Below are 23473 nucleotides of genomic sequence, written 5' to 3' on the forward strand. Positions count from 1 at the left end.
CTCGCGTTATTCTTTGCCGGTCTATGCCAGTCGGTAAAGCATCGCAATATAGGCAAGCACGACGATGATCGTCACCCGCGTCCGCAGTCTGGCATACCACCTGTGTTCGACATCGTTTGCCAGGATGATCCGGTCGGCGAGAAGCAGCAGAGCGAAAACGATCAATTGCAGGCCGGCGGAGAAGACGGGTTGGCGGATCAGCAGCGTCGCGAAGGACAGGAGCGCGAACACATTGCTGGCGACGATCGCCGCATGACCCGCCTTGCCCATCTGCGCGACGCCCCAGAGCGTGCCCGCCATGAAGGCCGAGATGACGGCGCCGTAGGCGAGGAACGCCTGGCCCGTGTCGACGCCGAGGAGGGTGGTGGGCGCGGCGAGCAGCAACCAGAACGGCAAGGCGCCGGCATAGGTCAGCAGCGTCGAGGTGGTTTTCGACAGTGTCGTCATGGCGTTGTTTCCCTGAGAGCGGGGAGAAGAGCGTCTGCGAGGAGGCTTGCGCTCTGGAAAGCCGCTTCGACGCGGCCGGCAATGCACCAGTCGCCGCAACTGGCAAGCTGTTGCTCCCGGTCGAGCAGGAACGGCTGGCCGGCAGGTCGCGCGACGTTCGCATAGCGCCAGCGCTTGATAACGGCGCTTTCCGCCTCGGTGTTTTCCAGCGGAATGTACCGTCGCACGGCCTTGAGCATCTGCTCCCGCAGGCTTTCGAGCGGCGTCTCGACATGCCGGGCGGACCATTCCGGGCCGGCATTCACGACAAGGCTTGGCACATTATCGCGGCCGGGCTTCGTGTCGTTGCGAGAGATCCAGTTGATGACCGGATCGTCAAGGCGTGCGGCTGGGAAAGGCGGTGCCGCACCGAGCTTCAAGGTGACCATCAAGGTGAAGCAGGCATTCATGCGGGTCGTCTGCAGGGCCGCATGGTGAGCGAAGGCGGGCGGGAGCAGGGCTGCCGACTGCGGCGCGGGCGCAGTTGCGATGACCCAGTCGAAGGCGCCGTCCTCACCGGCTTCCGTCGTCACGGTCCAGTTTCCGGGCGTACCGGAGATGGAGCATATCTCGGCATTGAAGGTGATGTCGCAGTCTCTCGCCATCCATTTCGGCAGGGCATTCATCCCGGGCTTGCCGACATATCGTGCGTCGTTTGCTCGCTGCTCGTTTTGCAGTGCCGCCGGCAGGGAGACGATGTCCCGGTTCCAGCGCTCCACGGCGCCATCGGCCGCAGCCGCGTTTAGCATGTCACGGAAGCGCGGGTCGCGGACCGTGAAATACTGGGCGCCGTGGTCGAAGGATATGTCCTCGATCCGGCGCGTCGCCATCCGGCCGCCGATGCCCTTGCTCTTCTCGAAGATGTGGACGGTGGCATGGCCGGCAAGGGCGCGGGCGAGCGTCAGTCCCGCCATTCCAGCACCGATAATCGCTACCCGTTTCGGATCGCTCATGCGTCTCCCGCTCGTTCCTGCCACCGACATGCACAATTGCAGCGGCTGACCCACGATCTAACGCCGCCGCGCGCAAGGGCAACGGCCTGACGACGGTTCATCGAAACAGGCGCTGCAGACGCGGACGCACCCGCAGGAAACCACGATAGGCGGTGTCGAAAAGCGGCGTTGCCGGCCCCCATCCGGCAAGGATGCCGAGCGGGCGCAACAAAGGAATGGCGCGCCACATCGCGGCGAAGGCGGCAGCGCCCGAGAGAAGCCGTCCCTTCTCTTCGGCGTGGAAGCGCGTGAGGATATCGCCCCTGTCGATCGGGCAGGAGGACGAGGGGTCGCAGGCATCGATGAACCGGATCGCACCACGTCTGTCGAGACGCCGCATCAGCGCGATTTCGCGCTGGCAAAGCGGGCAGCCGCTATCGAACCAGACGGTGACTTTCTCGACCATGAATCGCACTCCGAAAACCTTTGGCCATTGAGATAGCATGGGTGGGGCCGTTGTTGCAGCGATACGGGAGCGGACCTTTTTCGGTTCAACGGTCCATCCGCTCGACACCACCTCGCCGTGTCGTGCCGTCAATGACTTCAACGAAAATTAACCATGACTGATTTAGGATCGTCGAAAGAGGGCTGCGTACCATGTTGGCACCGTTACGGACATTGGCTGGGATAACGGCGACCCATATGCGCGGCATATTCGTCTATTCCATCATCGCAAACCTTCTGGTCATCGCGCCCTCCATCCACATGCTTCAGGTCTATGATCGCGTGCTCGGCTCGCGGTCGATCGGGACGCTGGTCTACCTCACCTTGATCGTTCTCGTTGCGCTGGTGGTATGGGGGTTGGCCGATGCGGTGCGCGGCCATCTCGCTGTGCGTGCTGCAGCGAAATATACGGTGACGGTGGCGCCGAAGCTTTTCGCGCGGCTGGCGGCAGACCAGAAGGCCGGGCCGAAAGCCGGCAAGATGCTGCGGGATTTCTCCTCCGCCCGTGCCTTCATCGGCGGACGTACCTTCGCCTCCCTGTTCGACGTGCCGTTCATTCCGCTCTACGTGCTGATCATGACGGTGCTGCACTGGAGCCTCGGGCTCCTGACCGTCGTCGGCATCCTTGTGCTTGCCGCCCTTTCCTGGCTCAACATGGCTGCGACCGAAAAGGAGCGGGAGCGCAGCCGGCAAGCGGAGAACGATGCGATCAGCTTTGCCCAGAGCGCTTTCAATCGCATCGAGGACCTGCGCGCGCATGGCATGCTCTCGACCTTCCTCACGATCTGGGGACGCAAAACGGCGCTCGGCCTGAAGGAGAGCGAGGCAGCGGGTGCGACATCCGCGCGCTACCAAGCCATCAGCAAGGCTTTTCGCCAGATGCTGCAGGTGCTGATGATGGGCTGGGGCGCGTTCCTCGTGCTCAGCAATGAAATGTCGGCGGGCATGATCTTCATGTCATCGATGATCTCCGGCAAGGCCTTTGCGCCGATCGATCAGGTCATCGGCGGCTGGGAGCAGATCTCGCGCGGCGCGGCCTCCATCCGCGATATCGAGGAGATGATCGGCCCCGACAAGTCGATCCAGGCGCGCATGACGCTGCCCGCGCCGGAAGGCCGGCTCGCGCTTCACGGCGTGTCCTTCGCGCCCGATCCGAACAAGCCCGACCGGTACCTGCTCAAGGACGTCAACCTGCAGGTCATGCCGGGCGAAGTCGTGCTGATCACCGGTGCGACCGGTGCGGGCAAATCGACGCTGATCCAGATCATGGTCGGTGCCATCGCTCCCACGGGTGGTGCTGTCTCCGTCGACGATATCGCGCAGGACATCTGGCCGTCGGCCCAATGGGGCCGCACGATCGGCTATGTCTCGCAGGATATCGAGTTCTTTCCCGGCACGATCGCAGCCAATATCGCCCGTTTCGATCCGGATGCGACCGAGGACAAGATCATCGCCGCTGCCAAGGGCGCGAGCGTTCATGAATTGATCGTCGGGCTGCCCGAGGGCTACCGGACGATGGTCGGTAACCGATCGTTCCTTTTGTCCACTGGGCAGAAGCAGCGGATTGCGCTGGCGCGCGCGCTCTATGGCGATCCGAAGATTCTCGTGCTGGACGAGCCCAATGCCAGCCTCGACCAGAAGGGCGAACGCGCGCTTCTGGTGGCGGTCGCCGAGGCACGCCACCGCAAGGCGGCCGTCGTCATCGCGGCGCATCGCACCTCCATCCTCCGGGTGGTCGATCGCGCATTCACGATCGCGGACGGCACGCTCCAGCCGCTGACCCTCGTCGCCGAGCAGCCTGCCGCGCAGGCCGCACCGCGACATGACCAGACACAGGTGGCTTGACGCAGGATGACAAACAGCCGCCCGGTGAACATGCCTCCCGCCAGTGGCGGCAACAGCCCCGTCCCGGGACCATCCGACGATGGGCTGTGGTCGGAGATGTTCCGCCCCGAGACACCCGTAGCCATCGCTGCCGCGAAGGTGCCCGACGACATGCAGGGCAGCTGGGCGGATGGCGTGAAGACCGAGACGCGCGACATTCTCTCTCTGTCGAGCCGTGGCCTGCTTGCCGGCGCCGCTGTCTTCGTTTTCTGGTCGCTGCTCTTCCCGATCGGCTCTGCCGTCGTTGCCGAAGGCGTGCTCGTCTCCAACGGTCGCAACAAGGTGCTGCAGCACCGCACCGGCGGCGTGGTCACCGATATCGCGGCCCGTGACGGCGAGGTGGTGCAGGCTGGTGCGTCCGTGCTGCGGCTCGATCCGGTCAACGATCAGGCGGATCTCATCCGCTTTAAAGCTCGTTTCGCCATCCTCGATGCCATGCGGCGCAGGCTGGAGGCGGAGAATGCCGTCGCGGCGAATGCAGGTCGGATGCCAACGGAAGATTTCGGCCTGATGGACATGCGCCGGGGCTTCGACACGATGCCGGCGTCGATCGATGATCTTCAAACCGGGGCGACGGGCGAGGCCGACCCGCTTCTCGCCGAACAGCAGCGCCAGTTCGAGCGCGGTCGCGGTGCGGCGGATGCGGAGATCGACGCGATGCTGGCGCGCAAGGATGCGCTCAACCGTCGCCGTGAGGGCATTAAGGAGCGCCTTGGCGTCATGGAAGCGCAGGTTGCTTCCCTTAAACGTCAGACAGGCGCGCTGCAACCGGCCGTCGACAGGGGCCACATCGCCCGCAAGGTGCTCTGGGACACGGAAGACCAGTTGCTGGCGCGAACCTCGGAACTGGCCAACCTGAAAGCCGAGAACGATGCGCTCGCCGACGATGCCGGCGAGATCGACTCGCGCATCCGGCAGGCGAAGCTGACCGACCAGCGCGAGACCTCCATGAAGCTGACGGAGGTTCTGGCGGAGATGCGGCAGATTTCCGGGCAGATGCAGGCCGCGGAGGCGGCGGTTCGCTCGGCGGACCTGCGCGCGCCTGTCACCGGTACGGTGGTCCATTCCAAGCATACCACGATCGGTGCCGTCATCGCTCCCGGCGAGGTGCTGGCCGAAATCGTGCCCATCGGCAGCGACTTCGCCGTCAAGGCGCGCATCGCACCGCACGACATCACGCATGTGCGCACCGGACAGACCGCCCGCGTCAAGATCGCGGCGCTGAACGCCCGGATCTTCGACGATATCGATGCCCTCGTGACGCGCGTTGCGGCGGATACGACGGCGGATGAAAAGACCGGACAGTATTATTTCGAGGTCGATCTGCTCTTGAAGCAGGCCGCACCCGCTGAACAGGCGCTGCTCGGTCCCGGCATGACGGCGCAGGTCTATATCGAGGGCGAGAGCCGGACCTTTGCCGACTACGTGATGGTGCCGTTTACCGACAGTCTCTCCCGCAGCTTCCGGGAGCCTTGATCATGACGCGTTCGTGGCTCGCTTTCGCCTGTACCTGCCTCATGGCAGGCACCAGCCTTGCCGACGATCTTCGTCCGGCCGAAAAGGGCTTGCGGCTGATGACGATCGACCCGCTTCAGACGGGGGGCACCCCGTCCGGCCTCGATCTGCGCCTGACGATGATGGACCAGATGGGCTCCGCCTTCCTGCCCATTCGCCGTCCTCAGGCGGCACAAGATATCGCGAACGAGCCGTCCCTGCTGCTGCGCGAGGGGATCGGCAGCGTGTCTGCGGATCTCATGGATGCCGTCTCCGTGGCGATCGAGGAAAGCGATCTCGTCCGCAGCCTTTCGGCCGAAAAGCGGGCCGCGCAGGCCGGGGTCAGCCGCGCCAGTGCCGCGTTCCTTCCGACCGTCTCCGGCAATGCCTGGGTCGGCGGGGACCGCGACTCGTCCTTGTCCCTGAACGATCCCGGCATGAATGCCGGCATCTCCATCGCCCTACCGCTGCTGGATGGCGGGCAACGTCTCTATACGAAGCGAAGTGCTGAGAGCAGGGCGCTGGCTGCGGCTGCCGAACTGCGCAGCGTCACGGAAAGCGTGGCACTCGAAACCATCAATGCCGCAATCGACCTGAACCTCGCGACCCGGCAGGCCAAGGTGCTGGAAGACAATCTGCGCGATCTCGGCACCTTGCGGAAGGCCGTGCGCGGTCGCGTCGATGCGGGGCGGGCGAGCGAAGCCGATGTTGCGGAACTGGAAGCGGAGCTGAGCGACGTCGCCCGCACGCTGGTCATCGCCAGCAGTTCGGCGGTGAAGTCCCGCGCCATCCTGTCCTCCCAGCTACGGCAGGCCGCACCCGGCGGCTTCAAGCTTCCCAACCTCGAAGCCGTGCCGCGGCGGGGTCTCGATGTGCTTGTCGATCTGACCCATTCGCGCAATTCAGGCCTTGAGGCCAACTGGCACCGTTTCGATGCCGCGGAAAACGGGCGCAAGGTGGCCAAGGGCCGCTACTTCCCGCGTCTCGACCTGAAGACGGACTACAGGACCTCCAGGACCACGCGCACCAGCCGCAATACGGACGGGTGGAGCGTCGGGCTGCAACTGACCGTGCCTTTGGTCGATCTCACAACCACGGCCGATGTGCGCGAGGCCGACGAACTCGCCAACGCGGCCATGCACCGGGCGCTTTCGGAAGACCGGAAGGCCGAGACGCAGCTGCGCGTCGACTGGATCGAGGTGCAGTCGGCGACCAAACAGGCGGACCTTTCGCGGCGCAAGATCGCGGCGCTGCGCGTATCCTATGCGGCCAAGGTGGACCAGTACCATGCCGGCCTCATTCCCATAGACGACGTTCTCCTCACCCGTCGCCAGCTGACGATGGCAACCAGCGAGGAGCTGGAGACCGTCGTCACCCGCTTTGCCGCCATCACGCGCCTCGCCGCGACGTCGGGCCTTCTCGCCGAGATCGTCGGCACGGGGGAAAATACGGGCCACCGCAGGCGCGACACCGGGAGCCCCGACACGGGCGAACCGCGTCCGTCGCTACCGGGCGTCGTCGTCGCCCGGTAGGGTTCCCTCAGCCGATCAGTTCGTCAGGTGGTCGATCGCCGTCGGCTGTGCGGCGTCGTGGAACCAGACGGCTTCGACATTGTGCAGGACGTCATGGCCGTCGTGGGCGCTGGTCATGAGAATGCTGCCATCCGCTTCCTTGACGAAGCTGTAGTCGGCGGCATTGCCTGAGAGACGAAGCACGTCGTAGCCCTGTCCGCCATCGACCGTGTCGTTGCCGCCGCGTGGCTCAAGGATATTGTCGCCAGCATTGCCGAGGATGAAGTCGTCTCCGTCGGTTCCGTAGAATGTGGCGGTGTCGAGCGTGACGGCTTTCGCCATGCCTGTCGCCATGGCAGAGGCGGCGACGCCCTGGATATGCCCGTCTCCTGCCGTCGCAACGATCACGGCCACGGCCTCGATGGTGGCCTTCGCCGTCTCGAAGGTCGTGTAGGTCACGCCATGCCATGTGACGGCGCGGCCGAGCGTGTTCCAGCTTCCATCGTCGAGCATCTGCCAGCCCGCGGCCTTGGCAACGGCTGCGAAGGCGGTCTTCTCGGCAGTGTTGGCAAGGACCAGCTCGAGGCTGTCGGTGCCGGCGCCACCGGCGATGGTGCCTGTGCTGTCGCGGTCCGTGCTGCCGATCCGCAGCTTGTCGTTGCCGGCGCCGAGATTGACGGCGCCGTCAATCTGCCAGTTCCGGCCGATCTCGACTGTCTCCGACCCCGAACCCGCGCCGATGAAGGCGCCCTTGAGCGTGAGGTCGTCGCCGATCCTGACCGTCGTGGTGTTGTTGGCACCCTGAAGTGACATGGCACCGTCGATGGTGACGTTGTTTCCAAGCGTCACGGTCTTGGTGGCATTGTTGCCGTTGGCATAGAGAACGCCGCCGATCGATGATCCGCTGCCGATCCGGACGTCGATTTCCATCGCGTCGGCCGCCGTGCCGCTCCCGTCGATCACCATGGCATAGTCGGTGGTGACCTTCTCTCCCAGCGTCAACGTCTGCGATGCCTTGGCGCCGCCGCCGTTCATCAGAACGTAGCTGATCTTCGAGCCATCGCCGACGGTCACCGCATTGGCAGCGCCCGCGTTGCTCATCAGGATATCGCCGCCGTTAAGGTTGGCGTTCTTGCCGAGCGTTAAGTTGGACGCGCCCGAGCTGCCGTCGAAGTTGAGAGTGCCGGCCTTCAGGGTAAAATTGTCGCCAGCCGTCAGGCTGTTGGCGCCGCCTGCGAAATAGGTGCCGTTCTGCAGGGTGACGTCCGAGCCCAGGATGAAGGCGTCGGCGCCGGCCGTTGCCTGCAGACTGTCGATCGCCGTCTTCACGGGGACCGACGACGTGCCGGCCACGATCGTCGTCTTCACGGCTTCGAAGCTCGTATAGCTGTTGCCCTGCCAGCTCAGCGCACGGCCCTGCGGATCCCAGCTGCCGTCCGCCTTGCGCACCCAGTTTGCCGCCGATGCCGCGCTTTCGAACGAGACGCGCAGGTCGGCCGTCATGACGATGTCGAGGCTGTCCGTGCCGGCACCGCCGGAGATGGTGCCGGCGCTGTCGCGGGTCGTCGTGCCGATCCGCAGCGTGTCGTTGCCGGCACCCAGATCGACCTGGCCGTCGATCTGCCAGTTCCGGCCGATCTCGACCGTCTCGGTGCCCGAGCCCGCGCCGTTGAAGGCGCCCTTCAGGGTCAGGTCGTCGCCGATCTTCACTGTCGTCGTGTTGTTGGTGCCCTGCAGGGACAGCGCGCCATCGATCATGACGGCGTCGCCGAGCGTTACCCGCTTCGCCGCATTGTTGCCGTTCGCGGTGAAAGCGCCGCCGACCGACGAGCCGTTGCCGATCGTGACCCCGAGTTCCATCGCGTCCGCGGCGGTGCCGCTCCCGTTCATGACGATGGCGTAGTCTGTCGCCACCTTCTGCCCGAGCGTCAGCATCTGCGACGCATTGGCGCCGCCGCCGTTCATCAGCACGTAGCTGATCTTGGACCCGTCACCCACGGTAACCGTATTGGTGGCGCCGGCATTGCTCATCAGGATATCGCCACCATTCAGGTTGGCGTTCTTTCCGAGCGTCAGGCTCGCCGGTCCGGTGCTGGCATCGAAGTTGAGCGTGCCGGCCTTGAGCACGAAGTTGTCGCCGGCCGTGAGGCTGTTGGCGCCGGCGCCGAAGCCGCCGCCTTGGGTAAGGGTGGTGTCGTCGCCGAAAACAATGGCGTCGGCGCCGGCCCCGACCTTGAGAGCGGAGACGATCGTCGGCCCGGCTTGCGCGTCGGCGGCACCGGTGATCGTGACGACCGCGGTCTGAGTCGTCCGGCCGCCATGCCCGTCATCAACCATGATGTCGTAGGACTGGGTGAGAACCTCTCCCGCCTTGAGCGTGTCGAGCGTGCTATCCTCGGCGGCAAACGTCCAGCCGACCTTGCCATTCTCGCCCTGGGTGAGGGTGAAGGCGCCGAGGTAGCCGGTGCCCTTTGCCGCGAAGGTCGCGGTGTGGCTGTCGCTAAGGTCGGCGTCCGAATAGCGGATCGAACCCGTCGTCGTCAGGGTGGTCCTGTTCTCGCCGGCCGAGCCGTCTACCAGTTCTGTGATCCCGCCTGAAAGCACGGAAGCGCTTGTGAGAATGACCGGCGCATCGTTGGTGCCAGTGATCGTGACGCTGACCGGCTGTGTGACCCTGCCGCCACGGCCGTCGTCGACGGTGACGTCGTAGACCTGAACGCGCGTTTCACCGGCGGCAAGGAAATCGACAGCGGTCGAGGGAACGGAGAAGGTCCAGCCCAACTGATAGCCGGATGCGGTGCCCAGAACGAGCCCGCCGAGATAGTCCGCGCCGCGGGCTGTCGCCGTGACGGCCGGCACGCTGCCGGCCGCGTCCGCATCCGAAAAGATGAGGGAGCCGCTGGCGTTGAGAACGGTTGCCTCCTGTCCCGTCGGCTCCGCAATGGTTCCGGCGAGCGTCGATTCCGCGACATGGATGACCGGCGCGACATTGACGCTGACATCGTCATGGGCACCCCGAATGGTGACGGAGACGGTTTCCGTCGCTTTGCCGCCATGGCCGTCGTCCACGGTCACCTGATAGGACTGCGTCAGCACCTCACCGGCTTCGAGCCTGTCGAGGGCGGCATCGCCCACCTGGAATGTCCAGCCGAGCTTGCCGCCGGAAACGGTGCCGAGGCTGAAGGTGCCGAGATAGTTCGCGCCGCCGGCGACGTAGCTCACCGCGTGCTTGTCGGTGATATCGGCATCGGTAATGCTGAGCGCGCCAGTCGCCGTGTGGGTTGCCTGGTTCTCTTGGGGGGAGCCATCGGCAAGCTCGGTCACCGCTCCCGTGAGGGTGGATGTGGCAGCCGTGATGACGGGGGCGTCGTTGGCGCCGGTGATCGTCACGGTGATGGTCTCGGTCGTGCTCGCACCTTTGCTGTCGGTGATCCGGACATCATAGAACTGCGTGCGTACCTGTCCTTCGGCCAGCCAGTCGAGCGCGCCGCTGTTGACGGAATAGACCCAAGGCAGCAGGCCGAACTGCGCTGATGTCGGCTGCTTGTACTCGACGGTGCCGAGATACCCGCCGTCACGCGGCGTGATCGTCACGCTGTGCGTGTCGCCGAGGTTCTTGTCGGTGAACTCGATCGTGCCGTTGGTCTTCAGGATGGTGCTGTTTTCGCCGATCTTCCCGTCGGCAAGCTCGCTGACGGCGCCGGTCTTGGTGGTGCCGGAGGCCACCACTTCTGGCGCGTCGTTGCGGCCCGCGACTTTCAGTTCCGCGCTTTCGAAATTGGTAAACGTCATGCCGCGCCAGGTCAGGTTGCCGCGGGGCGTCCAGGCGTCGTTGCCGAGCGCGACCCAGCCTGCTGCCTTTGCCGCCGCTTCGAAGCTGGCGAGATCGCCGGCGTCGATGCTGAGGGAAAGTGCGTCCTTGCCGGCGCCGCCGTCGAACGTGGTCGGCGTCGTATCGACGGTGGAGAGGCCAAGGCTCAGCCGGTCGTCGCCGCCGCCCAGATTGATGCGGCCGTCGATGTTCCAGTTCTTGCCGAGTGTGACTGTATCGACGCCGGTCGTGCTGCCGGTCAGCGCACCGCGCAGGGTGAAGTTGTCGCCGGCTTTGATGGTATTGACGTTCTGCGCGCCGTTCAGCGTCATCGCGCCGCCCACGGTCACGCCGTTGCCGAAGTCAAAGGTCTTGGTGGAATAGGCGCCGTCGGCATCGATGCCGCCGCCAATGCTGACGCCGTCGCCAAGCTTGATCTTCATCGTGGCGAAGTTCGCCGCCGTGCCGGCACCATCCATGTCGATGGCGGCGTCCGACTTCGACCGGTCGCCGATCGTCAGCGTGTTGACGGTGCCTGCGCCCGAGCCATCGGCACGGATCAGGCTGAAGGTCGTCTCGTCGCCGAGGACGACCGTATTCTTGATGCCGCCCTTGCCCATGAGGATATCGCCGCCATTGAGGCGGGCACCCAGGCCGGTGGAGAGATTGGCGGAATGCAGGCTGTTGCTGAAGTCCAGATTGCCGGCCTTCAACTCGAAGAAGTTGCCGGCCTCCAGCCGGTTCGAGCCGCCGCCGAAGTCGCCGCCCGTGAGCAGGCGGACGTTGTCGCCGAAGACGACGTTGTCGTCGGCCTTCGTTGTGGCCAGCCGCGAGACCACGGTGACCTGGCTGTCCGTGGGGAAGCCCGGATCGTCCAAGCCGCGCAGCGTGACCGAGATGGTCTGCACGGTGATCCCCCCATGGCCGTCGTCGATGGCGACGTCATAGGTCTGCACGACCTCCTGCCCCTCCGATAGCTTGTCGAGGGCGGTGTCGTTGACCTTGTAGGTCCAGGTGATCGAACCGGTCTTCACGCCGATGCCAGTCGTCGGATTGCCGATCGTCAGCTGGCCGAGATAGTCCGTGCCCTTCGGCGTGATGCTCGCGGTGTGGGCTTCCGCGTCCGCATCCGCAAAGGCGATGATGCCGCTCGTGGTCAGTTCGGTCTTGTTTTCGCCGGGCGTGCCGTTCTTCAGTTCGGTGACATCTCCGGCAACGGTCGAGTATTTCGTAAACACCTTCGGCGCGTCGTTGCCGGCGGTGTCGTCCACATCCGGCACGAGCAGGCCGCAGAGGCAGACGGCTTCGCCCGTCGTGGCGCAGGGGCTGCTCGGCGCGGTCGGATCGAGATCGGCGAAGTTGCCGTAGTTGGCGATCTTCAGGTCGCGGATCAGGCCGACGAAATGTGCGTCGCCGGACACGCTGGATTCGCCGATGAGGTAGTGGGCACGATCGACGTCAGCGGGCACGACGCCCTGGCCTTCTTTCAGGACCTCGGAATTCTTGATGATGCGCATCACGCCGTTCAGATCGACGCCAACGCGCCATGTCGCGGTTTCGCCTTCGATGATCGCGTTGGTCGCAACCACCCGGTAGGTCTCGCCGCCCTGCTTGATCACGAACTCGATGTCGCTGGTATCGCCGACCTGGCCGAGCCAGATGTTCTGCGCATCCGGGCCGTTGCCGAGATCGAAGATCTTCTGGTTCTTGCCACCGGCCAGATCGTCGAAGCGGGCGCTGACAGCCAGCGCGAAGGCGCCGTCGATCTGCTCGTTGTCGATCGCATAGATGGTCGCGCCGCCGCCCTGAAGATTGTCGGTCTGCTGGAGGTCGACCATGTCGACGCCGACCATCTTGGCGACGGACGGCACGCCGTTTTTGTCCACGACGAACATCATCCAGGCGCCGGGGATGGCGATATTGGCCTTGGGGATCGTGATCTCGACCGTATTGCCGTCGATGATCTTGTGTTCGAGCTCCACGAACCGCACGTCGGCATTGCGCGCATGCGTATTGGCGCCCGACTTGATGAAGGTGATCTTGCCGATGTCGGAGGTGTCGTCCACGGTGATGCGGATGACGCTGTCGGTATCGATATTGGTCGGTGCGGAAACGATCGAGGGCCGGTCGGTGGTCGGGTTGCCGTTCGCGTCGAACAGGTAGGAGGGGTTGAGGATCTGGAAGTTGGCGTTCTCTTCCGGGCCCGGTGAGCCGCTGCCGCCGGAGTAGATCGTGCCGTCGGGCAGCAGAAGCGCGCTGGAATGGTACATCCGGGCGAGATCCTGCTTCTCGGAATAGGTGACGGCGCCCGTCGCGGGATCCCAGAAGAGGACGGAGTGCTGTGCCGTGCCGATGCTGTCGGCCAGCAGGCCGGCGCTGGAGGCGCCGCCGACCATGGCAACCTTGCCGTCCGGCATCATGATGAAAGTGCCGTTGGTGCGGGCGACCAGACCGCCGCCGTCTTCGTTGTTGATCGAGAAGGCGAACTCCCACTTGATCGTCGGCTGCGACAGGTCGGCTTTCCAGACCTGACCCGTGCTCGAGGCGACGATGACCTTGTCGGTCTCGTACATCATGGAGCCGGTGAGGTTACGGGTGTCGAAGGGCAGCTTGCCGATCTTCTGCACGGAGCCTTCGCCCTGCACGTCCATGCGGTAGACGTCGTGGCCGGAATTGCTCGTGCCACCGGCTTCGATGATGATGACGGAGCCGTCGGTGACCTGCCAGGCGTGCGGATAGTAATAGGTGCCGGTCAGCGTTCCCTCGCCATCCTTCATGTCGCCCATATAGGTGCCGGAGAGCTGGCGCATGCCCGTTTCGCTGTTGTAGATTTCCGCAAAGGTCGAGCCGTTGGAGTTCTCGTCACGGCCGCCGACCATCAGGATTTCGCCGTTGCTCAGCGTCACCGTGGTTCCGTACCAGCGAGCCTGGTGCAGGGCAAAGCTCGAGTCTTCCTGTGAAATGTTGCGGATCGACTGGGTGGTGTAGTCGAACACCACGACATCGTGCCGCCCGGTCCAGGTGCCGCCGGCTTCGCCCGTATTGTGGTTGTCGCCGCCCATGATGATGACGTTGCCCGTGGTCGGGTCGATCGACATCTGCGAGCAGAAGATGTTGGTGCCCGTGGTATTCGGCAGCACCTTGAGAACGCCGGTGACCGGATCGTAGATGGAGTAGACGAAGCGCGCGTCGTAGTCTCCGGCAACGCCATCCGTGCCGAATGCGAGCACCTTGCCGTCCGGAAGGACGATGGAATGCAGCGGAATGAGGGCGTCCTTGATGACGGCGCCCCATTCGCCGTTGCCATTCGTGTCCTTCGAGGTCAGGTTGGCCATTGGTCATACTCCATGGGATGAACAGACTGCCAAGGCGTCAGCCTGCAGTGTCCCGAAACGATCAGAAATGAAAATGCGGACCACCGGGGTGGTCGAAAGCCCTGCTTTAACGGACCGGTTGAAGCACCAGCGTGCCGACGGGGCGCTGCCGTGCGGCGATGGTCGTTGCCACTATGAGGGCGACGCCAAGAGCGGCGGCCGGGCAGCCCCAGCAATGGACGGCGTCGGCAAACATCGAGCCCGAAACATCGACCGAACTGCCGCAGATCGAGCCGATGAAGGCGTCTGCCGTCTGCAGGTGAGCGGCGATCTTCGCCGTACCCGCGGCCGTCAGCATGGCGCCGAGACCGGCGAAGCCCATAATGAAAGCAGCCTGCTTTTCGGAATGATGGGTCATATGATCCTCGTCAGTATAAATCGCTTTATATCGAGAAACAGTATTCCCGAAACTTCTTAAATAAGAAGCAAAATGCGAGATTGCTAAAATTCGACCGATTTATACGGTTAATTTTAACGCTGACTTCAGGATCTTTCTGCGGCATCACGCGCGGTCGTGATCCCAAAGACGTGTGCAAGGCGCTTGATTTGATCGGTGATGTTTGATCAAACTTGGTCAGCTTCGGATCGTGGATTGCGAAGATCCGGCAGCCGCAGGAGCGTGGGAGATGGCAATAGGGACGGGAGACGACCTGCGAAACGAACCGGCCGCCGCTGGCGTCGAGGCGCGAGCGATCTCGCCGGTCGGGCGTGAGACGCTTCAGGATCGCGTCTATGCCCAGCTGCGGAATTCGCTCATCAACGGCATGTTCGATGCCGGCGACGTGCTGCGCATCGTTGATCTTGCCGAGCGCCTGCAGACCAGCACCATGCCGGTGCGCGAGGCGCTGGGGCGTCTCGTGTCGGAAAAGGCGCTGGAGTCGCTGCCAAACCGCTCCGTCCGCGTACCGCTCATCACCCGTACGCGGCTCGACGATCTCGCCCGGGCACGCATTCTCATCGAAGGGCGGATGGTCTCGCTCGCGCTGCCGCATCTGACGCGCGAGGATATCGCCATCCTGAAGCAGGCCAATGTGGATTGCGATGCTGCGTTCGAGACGCATGGCAAGGATATCGGCCATGTCACCTCCGCGCTGAACCAGCGCTTCCACTTTCATCTCTACAGCGTCGCTCGCTCCCCCGTTCTCCTGTCGATTGTCGAGAGCCTCTGGTTGCAGTCCGGCGCCATCATCCGTCAGGCGGCGCAGATCCACGACGAGCAGGGTGGGCTTGCCGCAACCGATCATCACTGGGCGCTGATCGCAGCGCTGGAAGCGCGCGACGAGGATGCGGCGCTGCGTTCGCTCACCAATGACATCAGCCGCTCGTTCGACCTCATCCGGGGACGGCTCGATGCGCAGGAAGGCGGGGAGGTGCGCTATGGCTGAGGCTGGCGATGACGGCTTCGAGCTGTTCGATCTGCGTGTGGACGTGATCATTCCCGAGGGCGGTACGGTCTATTGCGGCGCGAAGCCGGGCGACCATTTCGAGCTGCGCGGTGAAATGCTGCATCTGCCCGAGGGGCAGGGCCTGTCGATATATTCGCTCGCCTCCGTGCTGCCGCTGCTTGCGGCCAAGCAGCGGCCCACCCACCGCAACGACTGGATGACGACGGATGCGGAGATCGCGTGTCCGGACCCGAACTGCTCCACGCGGTTGCGCATCACGCGCCTGCACCACCGGCGTTTCAGCCACGCCGCGACCACCGCAGTCCCCCTGAACGACGAAACATAGGCCTGAAGATATGCAACGCATCGCCATCGCTCCCGACTACGAGATCTCCCGCGTCATCCGCGGCGGCTGGCAGCTGGCGGGCGGTCACGGCACCGTCGATGGGGACACTGCGGTGGAAGACATGATCGCCTTCGCGGATGCCGGCATCACCACCTTCGACTGTGCCGACATCTACACAGGCGTCGAAGAGCTGATCGGCCGCTTCCGGCTCGCCTATGGCAATCTGCGGGGCGCGGAGGCGTTGTCGCGCATCCGGGTCCATACGAAGTTCGTGCCCGACCTTGCCGTCCTGCCCACCATCGACAAGGCCTATGTCGAGGGCGTGATCGACACCTCGCGCAAGCGACTGAAAATCGAGACGCTCGATCTCGTCCAGTTTCACTGGTGGGCGCTCGACGTGCCCGGCTGGCTGGAGACGGCTGGCTGGTTGAAGGAGCTGTCGGAGGAGGGCAAGATCGGCAAGGTCAGTCTGACCAACTTCGATGCCGACCACGTGGCGGCCATCGTCGATGCCGGCGTTCCCGTCGCCTCCCTTCAGCTGCAATATTCGCTGCTCGACCGGCGTCCGGAAAAGCGCATGGTCGATCTCGCGCGCGCGAAGGGGTTTGCCTTGCTCTGCTACGGCACGGTCGCCGGCGGCTTCCTTAGCGATCGCTGGCTGGGGGAGGTGGAGCCGGAGCACCCGCTCGAAAACCGGTCGCTGACCAAGTACAAGCTGATCATCGACGATTTCGGCGGATGGGACCTTTTCCAGTCCCTCCTGCTGACGCTACGGCGCATTGCCGACCGCCATGAGACCGACATCGCGACGGTCGCGAGCGCCGCCATGCTGACGAAGCCCACCGTTGCCGCCGTCATCGTCGGTGCGCGCAACCGCAGCCATCTGCCTGCCAATCTCGCCATCTCCGATATCGTGCTCGACGACGCCGACCATGCGGCACTGGCAGCAGTCCTCGCTGACGCCCGGCCGCTGGACGGCGATGTCTATGCGCTGGAACGCGACCGCACGGGCCGTCACGGCGCCATCATGAAATACAATCTCAACAAAGGGGAATAAGAATGAGACCGTCATACCTGCTCGCAACGCTCTTCACCACGTTGGCAGCCTCCACGGTGCCCGCTCTCTCGGCCGATTGCGACATCACCGTCGGCCTCGTCATGGAACTGACGGGCCCGGCCGGCGAATATGGCCAGGCGGGTGCGAAATCCGTCGAGATGGCCTTCCGCGACATCAACGACGCCGGTGGCGTGGGTGGCTGCAAGGTCGTGGCCGATACGCGCGACAGCCAGAGCCAGGGCAATGTCGCCGTCGATCAGGCGACGCAGCTCGTCAACATCAAGAAGGTCCCGGTCATCATCGGCGGCATCATCTCCTCGGTGTCCATCCCGATCCTGACCTCGGTCACGGCGCCGGCCGGCGTCGTTCAGGTCTCGCCGGCCTCTTCGTCGCCGACGCTCACCGCGCTCGGCCGCGACGGCAAGACGAACGGCGTGTTCTTCCGCACCATCACCTCGGATGCGCTGCAGGGAACGGCGGCGGCGAAATACGCGATCGACCAGGGCCTGAAGAAGATCGCTATCGTCAACGTCAACAACGACTTCGGCGTCAACATGGTGCGCGAGTTCAAGACGGCGTACGAGAAGCTTGGCGGCACCATCACCACCACGACGCCCTATAACGAGAAGCAGTCGAGCTATGCCTCGGAGGCGAGTGCCGCCATGGCCGGCGAGCCCGATGCGCTTTACCTCGTCAGCACGCCGGTGGACGGTGCGACGATCGCCCGCGCCTGGATTTCCGGCGGCGGCAAGCAGACGTTCCTCCTGAACGACGGTATGAACTCCAAGGACTTCATCGAAAGCGTCGGGGCACAATATCTGGAGAACGCCTACGGCACCTCGTCCGGCACCAGCCCGACCGCCTCGACCGAGTATTTCAACGCCAATTACGAAGCCTTCTCCGGCGGCATCGCGCCGTCGGCGCCGGCCGCCGACCGTTCCTACGATGCCGGTGCGATCGTCGGACTTGCCATTGCCAAGGCCGGAAAGTCGGATGCAGCGGCCATCAAGACCGCCATGCGCGAGGTCGTGGCCGAAGGCGGCACGCCGATCCATGCCGGCAAGCAAGAGTTCGTCAAGGCTCTGGCGCTGATCAAGGAGGGCAAGCCGGTGAAGTATGAGGGCGTCATCGGCCCGGTCAGTTTCGACCAGTATGGCGACATCACCGGTCCCTTCCGCTTGTGGAAAATCACGAACGGCGAGGTGACCACCGTGGGTGAACTGAGTGCCGAGGATGTCGGCAAGCTGAAAGACGGGAAGTAAGTCCGAGGAGGGCCGGCGGGGCATTCCCTGCCGGCCTCTCGGCCGATCACGCGAAGCGGATGCACATCGGCGTGCCCACGGCGATCGTCTTTCCGCTCGGTGTCAGGCTGCCCGCGTCGGCATCGCGCGTAAAGATGGTGATGACGTCGGCGTTCTGGTTGGCGCATAGCAGGTGCCGGCCTGACGGCGAGATGCCGAGGTTTCGCGGGGTCGAGCCGCCGCAGGGCGTGTGCGCGACATGTGTCAATTGGCCGGTGGCTTCGTTGACGGCAAAGGTGACGATGCTGTCGTGCCCGCGGTTCGAGCCATAGACGAAACGACCATCCGGTGAGATCTGGATATCGGCGCAGTGATTGTCCGCGCTGAAATCCTCGGGTACGGCGGGTTTCGCATCGACGGGTGTCAGCCGGCCGTCGGTGCTGACGGCGTAGCTTGCAATGGTCGAGTCCAGCTCGTTCATCACGAAGATCCAGCCTCCGCCGGGATGAAGTGCTGCATGCCGGGGACCGGCCCCGGGCGCGGTCGGGCAAACATGGCGGCACGTCAGGCTGCCCTCTTCATCGATGGCATAGGTGGTCAGCGTATCCGTACCGAGATCCGCGACCAGCAGCAGGTTTGGCCCGATGCGGGTGACGCTATGGGCGTGGCTGCGCTCCTGCCGGTCGGCATCCGGTCCCGTCCCTGTCTGCTGCACGCTGGAGACAGGCGGCGTCAGGCTTCCATCCTCTTGAATGCCATAGACCACCAGCGATTGATCCGGTCCGCCGGCACCCATGCCGTAATTGACGACGAACAACCATCTGCCGTCGTCCGAAAGCGTATTGTGCGCCGTGATACTGCCGAGGGTCGGCTGCATGCCAATCGGCGCGAGGCTTGCCCTCGTCCGGTCGAAGGACAGGGCCGAGACCAGACCTTCCGCCCAGCCGAAGATCTCGGAATTGGCATAGACCCGGCGCCCATCCGGCGTCACCGAGAGGAAGGTCGGGTTGTCGATGCCGGTGAAGCCGGCAAGGGTCTCCACCGCCAGCGTATCCTCGTCGAAGCTGTAGACCGTCAGGCCCGTACCGCGTGCGCCCTGAAAATACAGCGCCTCGCGATTGAGCGATCCGACAAACACCAGGCAAGGCTCCGCCATGTCTCTTCCTCCCATTTCCACCGTCTTCCAACGGTTCCTTTTCCCATGGCGAGAATGGTCGATGCCTCTTGCAAAAGCAATCCATATGTGAACACTATCTTCACATAAGAAAATACGGAGGAGGAGCTTCGTGGAGACGTTTCAGCCTACGGTGGGTGTGGAGAGCACCTTTCCCTCGGATATGCCGGCAGATCATGCGGGCCTTCCGGTTTGGAATGCGGAGAACTGGTTCTACGAGGATTGGCCGGTCGGTCAGAAGATCCGTTCGCTGCGCCGTACCCTTGGGGAATCCGACAGCCATCTCTTCAACACGCTCGTGACCGACATCCATCCGTACGTTCAGGACGAGATGTTCGCTCGGCGGGAGGGCGTCTTCGGCCGTCGGCTCGTTGCCGGTGCCTTCGTCTTTTCCGCCGGCCTCGGCCTCGTCGCCACCAATTGCGTCAACGCCTTTTCCTACGGCTATGACAGGCTGCGCTTCATCAAGCCGGTTTTTATCGGCGACACGATCTACACGATCCGGACCAATATGGAGAAGAAGCCGCGCACGGCGGATCTCGGCCTGATCAGGGCCAGCTATGAGATCTTCAAGGGCGGAGGCGAGTTGGTGCTCTATTGCGAGCATCTCCAGACCGTCCGCTACAAGAACCCCGGCGCCATCGCCGCCATCGAAAAGTAAGTCGTCATGCCGTTGTCCGATATCCCAGCCTTCACGACCCCAGCCGCAACGGATGAAGCCGAACTCCCTCTGAGCGGGCTTCTCGTCGTGGATATGAGCCAGTTCCTGTCCGGCCCCTATTGTTCGCTCCGTCTGATGGATCTCGGCGCGCGCGTTATCAAGATCGAGCGGCCCGATGGCGGCGACCTGTCGCGGCGGCTCTACTTGAGTGATACGGAGATCGGCGGCGACTCCACGATCTTCCACGCGATCAATCGCGCCAAGGAGAGCCTCGCGATCGACCTGAAGAACGCGGACGACCTTGCAGCGCTTCGCAAGCTCCTGCAAAGCGCCGACGTCGTGATCCAGAATTTCCGTCCTGGTGTCATTGAGCGGCTGGGGCTCGACTATGCCAAAGTGAAGGCGATCAATCCGCGGATCGTCTTCTGCTCGATCAGCGGTTACGGCAACGAAGGTCCTTGGGTCTCGCGCCCGGGCCAGGATCTTCTGGCGCAGTCACGCTCCGGCGTTATGTGGCTGAACGGCGATGAGGGGCAGGGGCCGGTGCCCTTCGGGCTCGCCATCGGCGACATGCTGGCCGGTGCGGCTGCGGCGCAGGGTATCCTTGCAGCGCTCGTGCGCCGCGGCGTCACGAGCAAGGGCAGCCATGTGGAGACGAGCCTGCTCGAAGCTCTGGTCGATCTGCAATTCGAGGTGCTGACCACGCATCTGAACGATGGTCGCCGTTTGCCGAAGCGCTCGGATTTCCGTAGTGCTCACGCCTATCTCTCGGCCCCTTACGGCGTTTATCCCGCAGCCGACGGCTACCTCGCCATCGCGATGACCCCGATCCCGAAACTGGCGGACCTTCTGGAGATGGACGAACTCGCCATGTTCCGGGACGATCCGTCGAGCTGGTTTACCGCGCGCGACGCGATCAAGGCGCTGATCGCCAAACGCATTTCCGAAAAGACCATCGAGGAATGGCTCGCCATTCTGGAGCCGGCCGATATCTGGTGCGCGAAGGTGATGGACTGGAAGGAACTGATGGAAAGCGACGGCTTCCAGCATCTCGACATGCTGCAGACCGTCTCACGCGACGATGGCGTCTCCATCCACACCACGCGGTCGCCGCTCAGGATCGACGGCGTGCGTCCCACGTTCGATCGTGCTGCGCCCCGGATCGGCGAGCAGAGCGCGGCCATCCGTGAGGAGTTCGGCCTGTGAGCGCGCCACGCACCACCCTCAAGGGCATGACCTGGAACCACCCGCGCGGCTACGATCCGATGGTCGCCTGCTCGCGTCTCTGGGAGGAGCAGACCGGCGTCACCGTCACCTGGGACAAACGCTCTTTGCAGGATTTCGAGACCTATCCCGTCGAGGAACTGGCGCGCGCCTACGACCTCATCGTCATCGATCATCCGCATGTCGGCCAGATCACGCGCGAGACCTGTCTCGCGCCGCTCGACGTGCCGGAGAAGGCGGCGGAGGCAGAGGCTCTTCGCGCCGGCAGCGTCGGGGCGTCCTTTCCGAGCTATCACTGGCAGGGCCGGCAATGGGGTCTGCCCATCGATGCGGCAACGCAGGTGCAGGCCTTCCGGCCGGATCTCCTGTCCTCTCCCCCGCAGCGGTGGGAAGACATGCTGGATCTCGCACGCGAAGGCCGCGTGCTGCTGCCGCTTCGCCCGCCGCACAGCCTCATGAGCTTTTACACGCTGGCGGCCAATATGGGCACGCCCTGCGCCGTCGAGGGCGAGGAGCTCATCGCGCCGGAGGCCGGTGCGGCTGCGTTCGAGGCGCTGCGGGAACTTGCCGCCCTCGTCCCCTCAATGTGCTTCGAGATGGACCCCATCGCCGTCTTCGAAGCCATGGCGGATACCGGCTCGGCCTATGCCGTGACACCGTTGATCTACGGCTATGTCAGCTATGCCATGGATGGTTTTCGAGAGAAGCCCATCCACTTCTGCGACATACCCTCCGCGGGCCGGAACGGCCCTGTCGGGTCTGCGTTGGGTGGCACCGGCATCGCGGTCTCTGCCTTTTCGGCCTCACCCCGGGAAGCGATCGACTTTGCCTATTGGATCGCCAGCGGCGATGTCCAGAAGGGCCTCTATGCCGCTTCCGGCGGGCAGCCGGGACATGCGGCGGCCTGGGAAGACGGGACGGTAAACGACGCGACCGCCGATTTCTACCGCGCCACGCGGGCAACGCTGGAGGCCGCCTGGGTTCGCCCGCGGCACGATGGCTACATGCCGTTCCAGCAAGCGGCATCCGACCGGATCAATCGCGGCCTTCTGGAAAAGCGGCCGCCGGCAGAGGTCGTCGCCGACCTCAACCGCCTGTTCCGCGAGAGTTTCAAGACGATTTAGCATCCCGGCGGAGGAGCCGGACATTCGGGAGGAGATAAGTATGAAAATGAGGATCAACGGCCTTCTGGCCGCAACGGCGCTCGTGCTGTCCGCGCATGCGACGCAGGCACAGGATGCCGTCGCCACCGTCGTCGCCGGTCTGCCGGAACCTTTGAAGGCGCAGTACGAAGGCGCGCCACAAGCGGTTCTGCCGTCGGCTTGGGAGGGCTTCACGGCCCCTGCAAAGCCTTGGAAATGGTGCCATTCGGAATCCTATCAGGGTAACCCGTGGCGGGTGACCGTGACGAAGGAGTTGCAGCGGCTGGTGGAAGGGCTGATCGCGAACGGCACCGTCGCAAGCTTCGAAGTGTCCGACAGCAACAACGACGTCAGCCAGCAGATCAACCAGATCCGCGCTTTCGTCGACAAGGGCTGCTCGATCATCACGTCCATTCCCGGCTCCGCAACGGCGCTGGACGACGCGATCGACGCCGCCGCGAAGGCCGGCATTCCCTTCGTGACGGCTGCCGGTTCCGTTACCAGCCCGACCGCGATCAATGTCGATTCCAACTATGCGCGCTGGGGCTACGACATGATGAGTGCGGTCGGCAAGGCTCTGCCAGACGGCGGCAGCGTTCTCCTCGTCGAGGGCATCGCCGGTCACCCGATCGTGGTGCAGGAACGCCAGGGCGGCGACAAGGCGCTTGCCGAAAACACCAAGCTCAAGGTTGCCCGCAACGTCAACGGCAACTGGACGGCCAACGTCACGAAGACGGTCGTCTTCCAGGCGATCGCCACCAATCCAGCGCCGATCGATGCGGTCTGGACCACGGGCAGCGAGAGCCGCGTCGTGGCCGAAGCCTTTGCCGAAGCCGGCCGCCCGGCGCCGCTGATCACCGGCTCGCTGACCGGCGATGCACTTGGCTACTGGAAGGCCAATCCGGACAAGTTCCGCTTCGAGGGCCACGCGCTTCTGCCGCATTGGACGGCGCAGACGCTGTTTCGCGTCGGTGCGCGCATGCTCGACGGGCAGAAGCCGAAGCTCAATACGCTGATGATCCCGATCCCGGCCATCCACAATGCCGATCTGCCGAACTGGTACAAGGACTGCATGATGCCGGACTCCGTGTCCGTCTTCCCGGTTCCGCCGCAGGATCCGATGCCGGAACCGCTGCTCGACGCCTACTTCACCGGCGCCAAGCCCACACCCGGCTGGGACTATGCGTCCACGCCCGATGCGTGCGCGAAGTAGCAATCACATGAGGGAGAGGCGGGCGCGTTCCAGG

General features: G+C 64.2%; 17 protein-coding genes. 11 read left to right on the forward strand and 6 right to left on the reverse strand.

What is annotated here, in order from left to right; genetic code table 11:
• Nucleotides 1-21: 21 nt before the first annotated feature.
• From G8E10_RS16275 to G8E10_RS16285, 3 genes are all read right to left on the reverse strand, one after another.
• Nucleotides 22-447, reverse strand: coding sequence for a DUF3429 domain-containing protein (locus tag G8E10_RS16275; protein WP_110801358.1), 426 nt, complete (start codon nucleotides 445-447; stop codon nucleotides 22-24).
• Nucleotides 444-1439 (reverse strand): NAD(P)/FAD-dependent oxidoreductase, encoded by a 996-nt coding sequence (locus G8E10_RS16280; RefSeq protein WP_167129993.1) that lies wholly within the window; start codon nucleotides 1437-1439, stop codon nucleotides 444-446. Before G8E10_RS16280 ends, G8E10_RS16275 begins: the two co-directional genes overlap by 4 nt.
• Nucleotides 1440-1536: 97 nt before the next feature.
• Nucleotides 1537-1884 (reverse strand): thiol-disulfide oxidoreductase DCC family protein, encoded by a 348-nt coding sequence (locus tag G8E10_RS16285; RefSeq protein ID WP_110801356.1) that lies wholly within the window; start codon nucleotides 1882-1884, stop codon nucleotides 1537-1539.
• Nucleotides 1885-2120: 236 nt separating this feature from the next.
• On the opposite strand from G8E10_RS16285, the gene G8E10_RS16290 reads away from it, so the two are divergent.
• The 3 genes from G8E10_RS16290 to G8E10_RS16300 are packed head-to-tail and all read left to right on the forward strand — an operon-like array spanning nucleotide 2121 to nucleotide 6832.
• Nucleotides 2121-3767, forward strand: a complete 1647-nt coding sequence (locus G8E10_RS16290; protein ID WP_167129994.1) for a type I secretion system permease/ATPase — start codon at nucleotides 2121-2123, stop codon at nucleotides 3765-3767.
• A 6-nt stretch (nucleotides 3768-3773) separates the two neighbouring features.
• On the forward strand, nucleotides 3774-5282 hold the full coding sequence (locus tag G8E10_RS16295; RefSeq protein WP_110801354.1) for an HlyD family type I secretion periplasmic adaptor subunit: 1509 nt from the start codon (nucleotides 3774-3776) through the stop codon (nucleotides 5280-5282).
• Between the two features lie 2 nt (nucleotides 5283-5284).
• Nucleotides 5285-6832 (forward strand): TolC family protein, encoded by a 1548-nt coding sequence (locus G8E10_RS16300; protein WP_110801353.1) that lies wholly within the window; start codon nucleotides 5285-5287, stop codon nucleotides 6830-6832.
• Nucleotides 6833-6847: 15 nt separating this feature from the next.
• Here the strand turns inward: G8E10_RS16300 and G8E10_RS16305 are convergent, their stop codons facing one another.
• Nucleotides 6848-13957, reverse strand: a complete 7110-nt coding sequence (locus G8E10_RS16305) for a VCBS domain-containing protein (RefSeq protein ID WP_110801352.1) — start codon at nucleotides 13955-13957, stop codon at nucleotides 6848-6850.
• Between the two features lie 106 nt (nucleotides 13958-14063).
• Nucleotides 14064-14354, reverse strand: a complete 291-nt coding sequence (locus G8E10_RS16310) for a hypothetical protein (protein ID WP_110801351.1) — start codon at nucleotides 14352-14354, stop codon at nucleotides 14064-14066.
• 268 nt (nucleotides 14355-14622) lie between these two features.
• Here G8E10_RS16310 and G8E10_RS16315 point away from each other — a divergent pair, with 268 nt between their 5' ends.
• Genes G8E10_RS16315 through G8E10_RS16330 form a run of 4 tightly spaced genes read left to right on the forward strand, consistent with a single transcriptional unit; the run spans nucleotide 14623 to nucleotide 18046 of the window.
• Entirely contained in the window at nucleotides 14623-15381 is a 759-nt protein-coding gene (locus G8E10_RS16315; RefSeq protein ID WP_110801350.1) for a GntR family transcriptional regulator, read from the forward strand.
• Nucleotides 15374-15727: a TIGR04076 family protein gene (locus G8E10_RS16320; RefSeq protein ID WP_110801349.1), complete on the forward strand. Its 354-nt coding sequence runs from the start codon at nucleotides 15374-15376 to the stop codon at nucleotides 15725-15727. Before G8E10_RS16315 ends, G8E10_RS16320 begins: the two co-directional genes overlap by 8 nt.
• Before the next feature lie 10 nt (nucleotides 15728-15737).
• Nucleotides 15738-16784, forward strand: a complete 1047-nt coding sequence (locus G8E10_RS16325; RefSeq protein WP_110801348.1) for an aldo/keto reductase — start codon at nucleotides 15738-15740, stop codon at nucleotides 16782-16784.
• Between the two features lie 2 nt (nucleotides 16785-16786).
• Complete coding sequence (locus G8E10_RS16330; RefSeq protein WP_110801347.1) at nucleotides 16787-18046, forward strand: ABC transporter substrate-binding protein; 1260 nt, start codon at nucleotides 16787-16789, stop codon at nucleotides 18044-18046.
• Nucleotides 18047-18092: 46 nt separating this feature from the next.
• Here G8E10_RS16330 and G8E10_RS16335 read toward each other — a convergent pair whose 3' ends face one another.
• Entirely contained in the window at nucleotides 18093-19181 is a 1089-nt protein-coding gene (locus G8E10_RS16335) for a lactonase family protein (RefSeq protein ID WP_110801346.1), read from the reverse strand.
• 130 nt (nucleotides 19182-19311) lie between these two features.
• Between G8E10_RS16335 and G8E10_RS16340 the strand changes: the two genes are divergently transcribed.
• Genes G8E10_RS16340 through G8E10_RS16355 form a run of 4 tightly spaced genes read left to right on the forward strand, consistent with a single transcriptional unit; the run spans nucleotide 19312 to nucleotide 23439 of the window.
• Nucleotides 19312-19860, forward strand: coding sequence for a MaoC family dehydratase (locus G8E10_RS16340; protein WP_110801345.1), 549 nt, complete (start codon nucleotides 19312-19314; stop codon nucleotides 19858-19860).
• Between the two features lie 6 nt (nucleotides 19861-19866).
• Nucleotides 19867-21066 (forward strand): CaiB/BaiF CoA transferase family protein, encoded by a 1200-nt coding sequence (locus tag G8E10_RS16345; protein WP_110801344.1) that lies wholly within the window; start codon nucleotides 19867-19869, stop codon nucleotides 21064-21066.
• 26 nt (nucleotides 21067-21092) lie between these two features.
• Entirely contained in the window at nucleotides 21093-22208 is a 1116-nt protein-coding gene (locus G8E10_RS16350; protein ID WP_110801475.1) for an extracellular solute-binding protein, read from the forward strand.
• 40 nt (nucleotides 22209-22248) lie between these two features.
• Nucleotides 22249-23439 (forward strand): substrate-binding domain-containing protein, encoded by a 1191-nt coding sequence (locus tag G8E10_RS16355; protein ID WP_110801343.1) that lies wholly within the window; start codon nucleotides 22249-22251, stop codon nucleotides 23437-23439.
• Nucleotides 23440-23473 lie beyond the last annotated feature (34 nt).

The organism is Ferranicluibacter rubi (assembly GCF_011603255.1).
Lineage (GTDB): Bacteria > Pseudomonadota > Alphaproteobacteria > Rhizobiales > Rhizobiaceae > Ferranicluibacter > Ferranicluibacter rubi.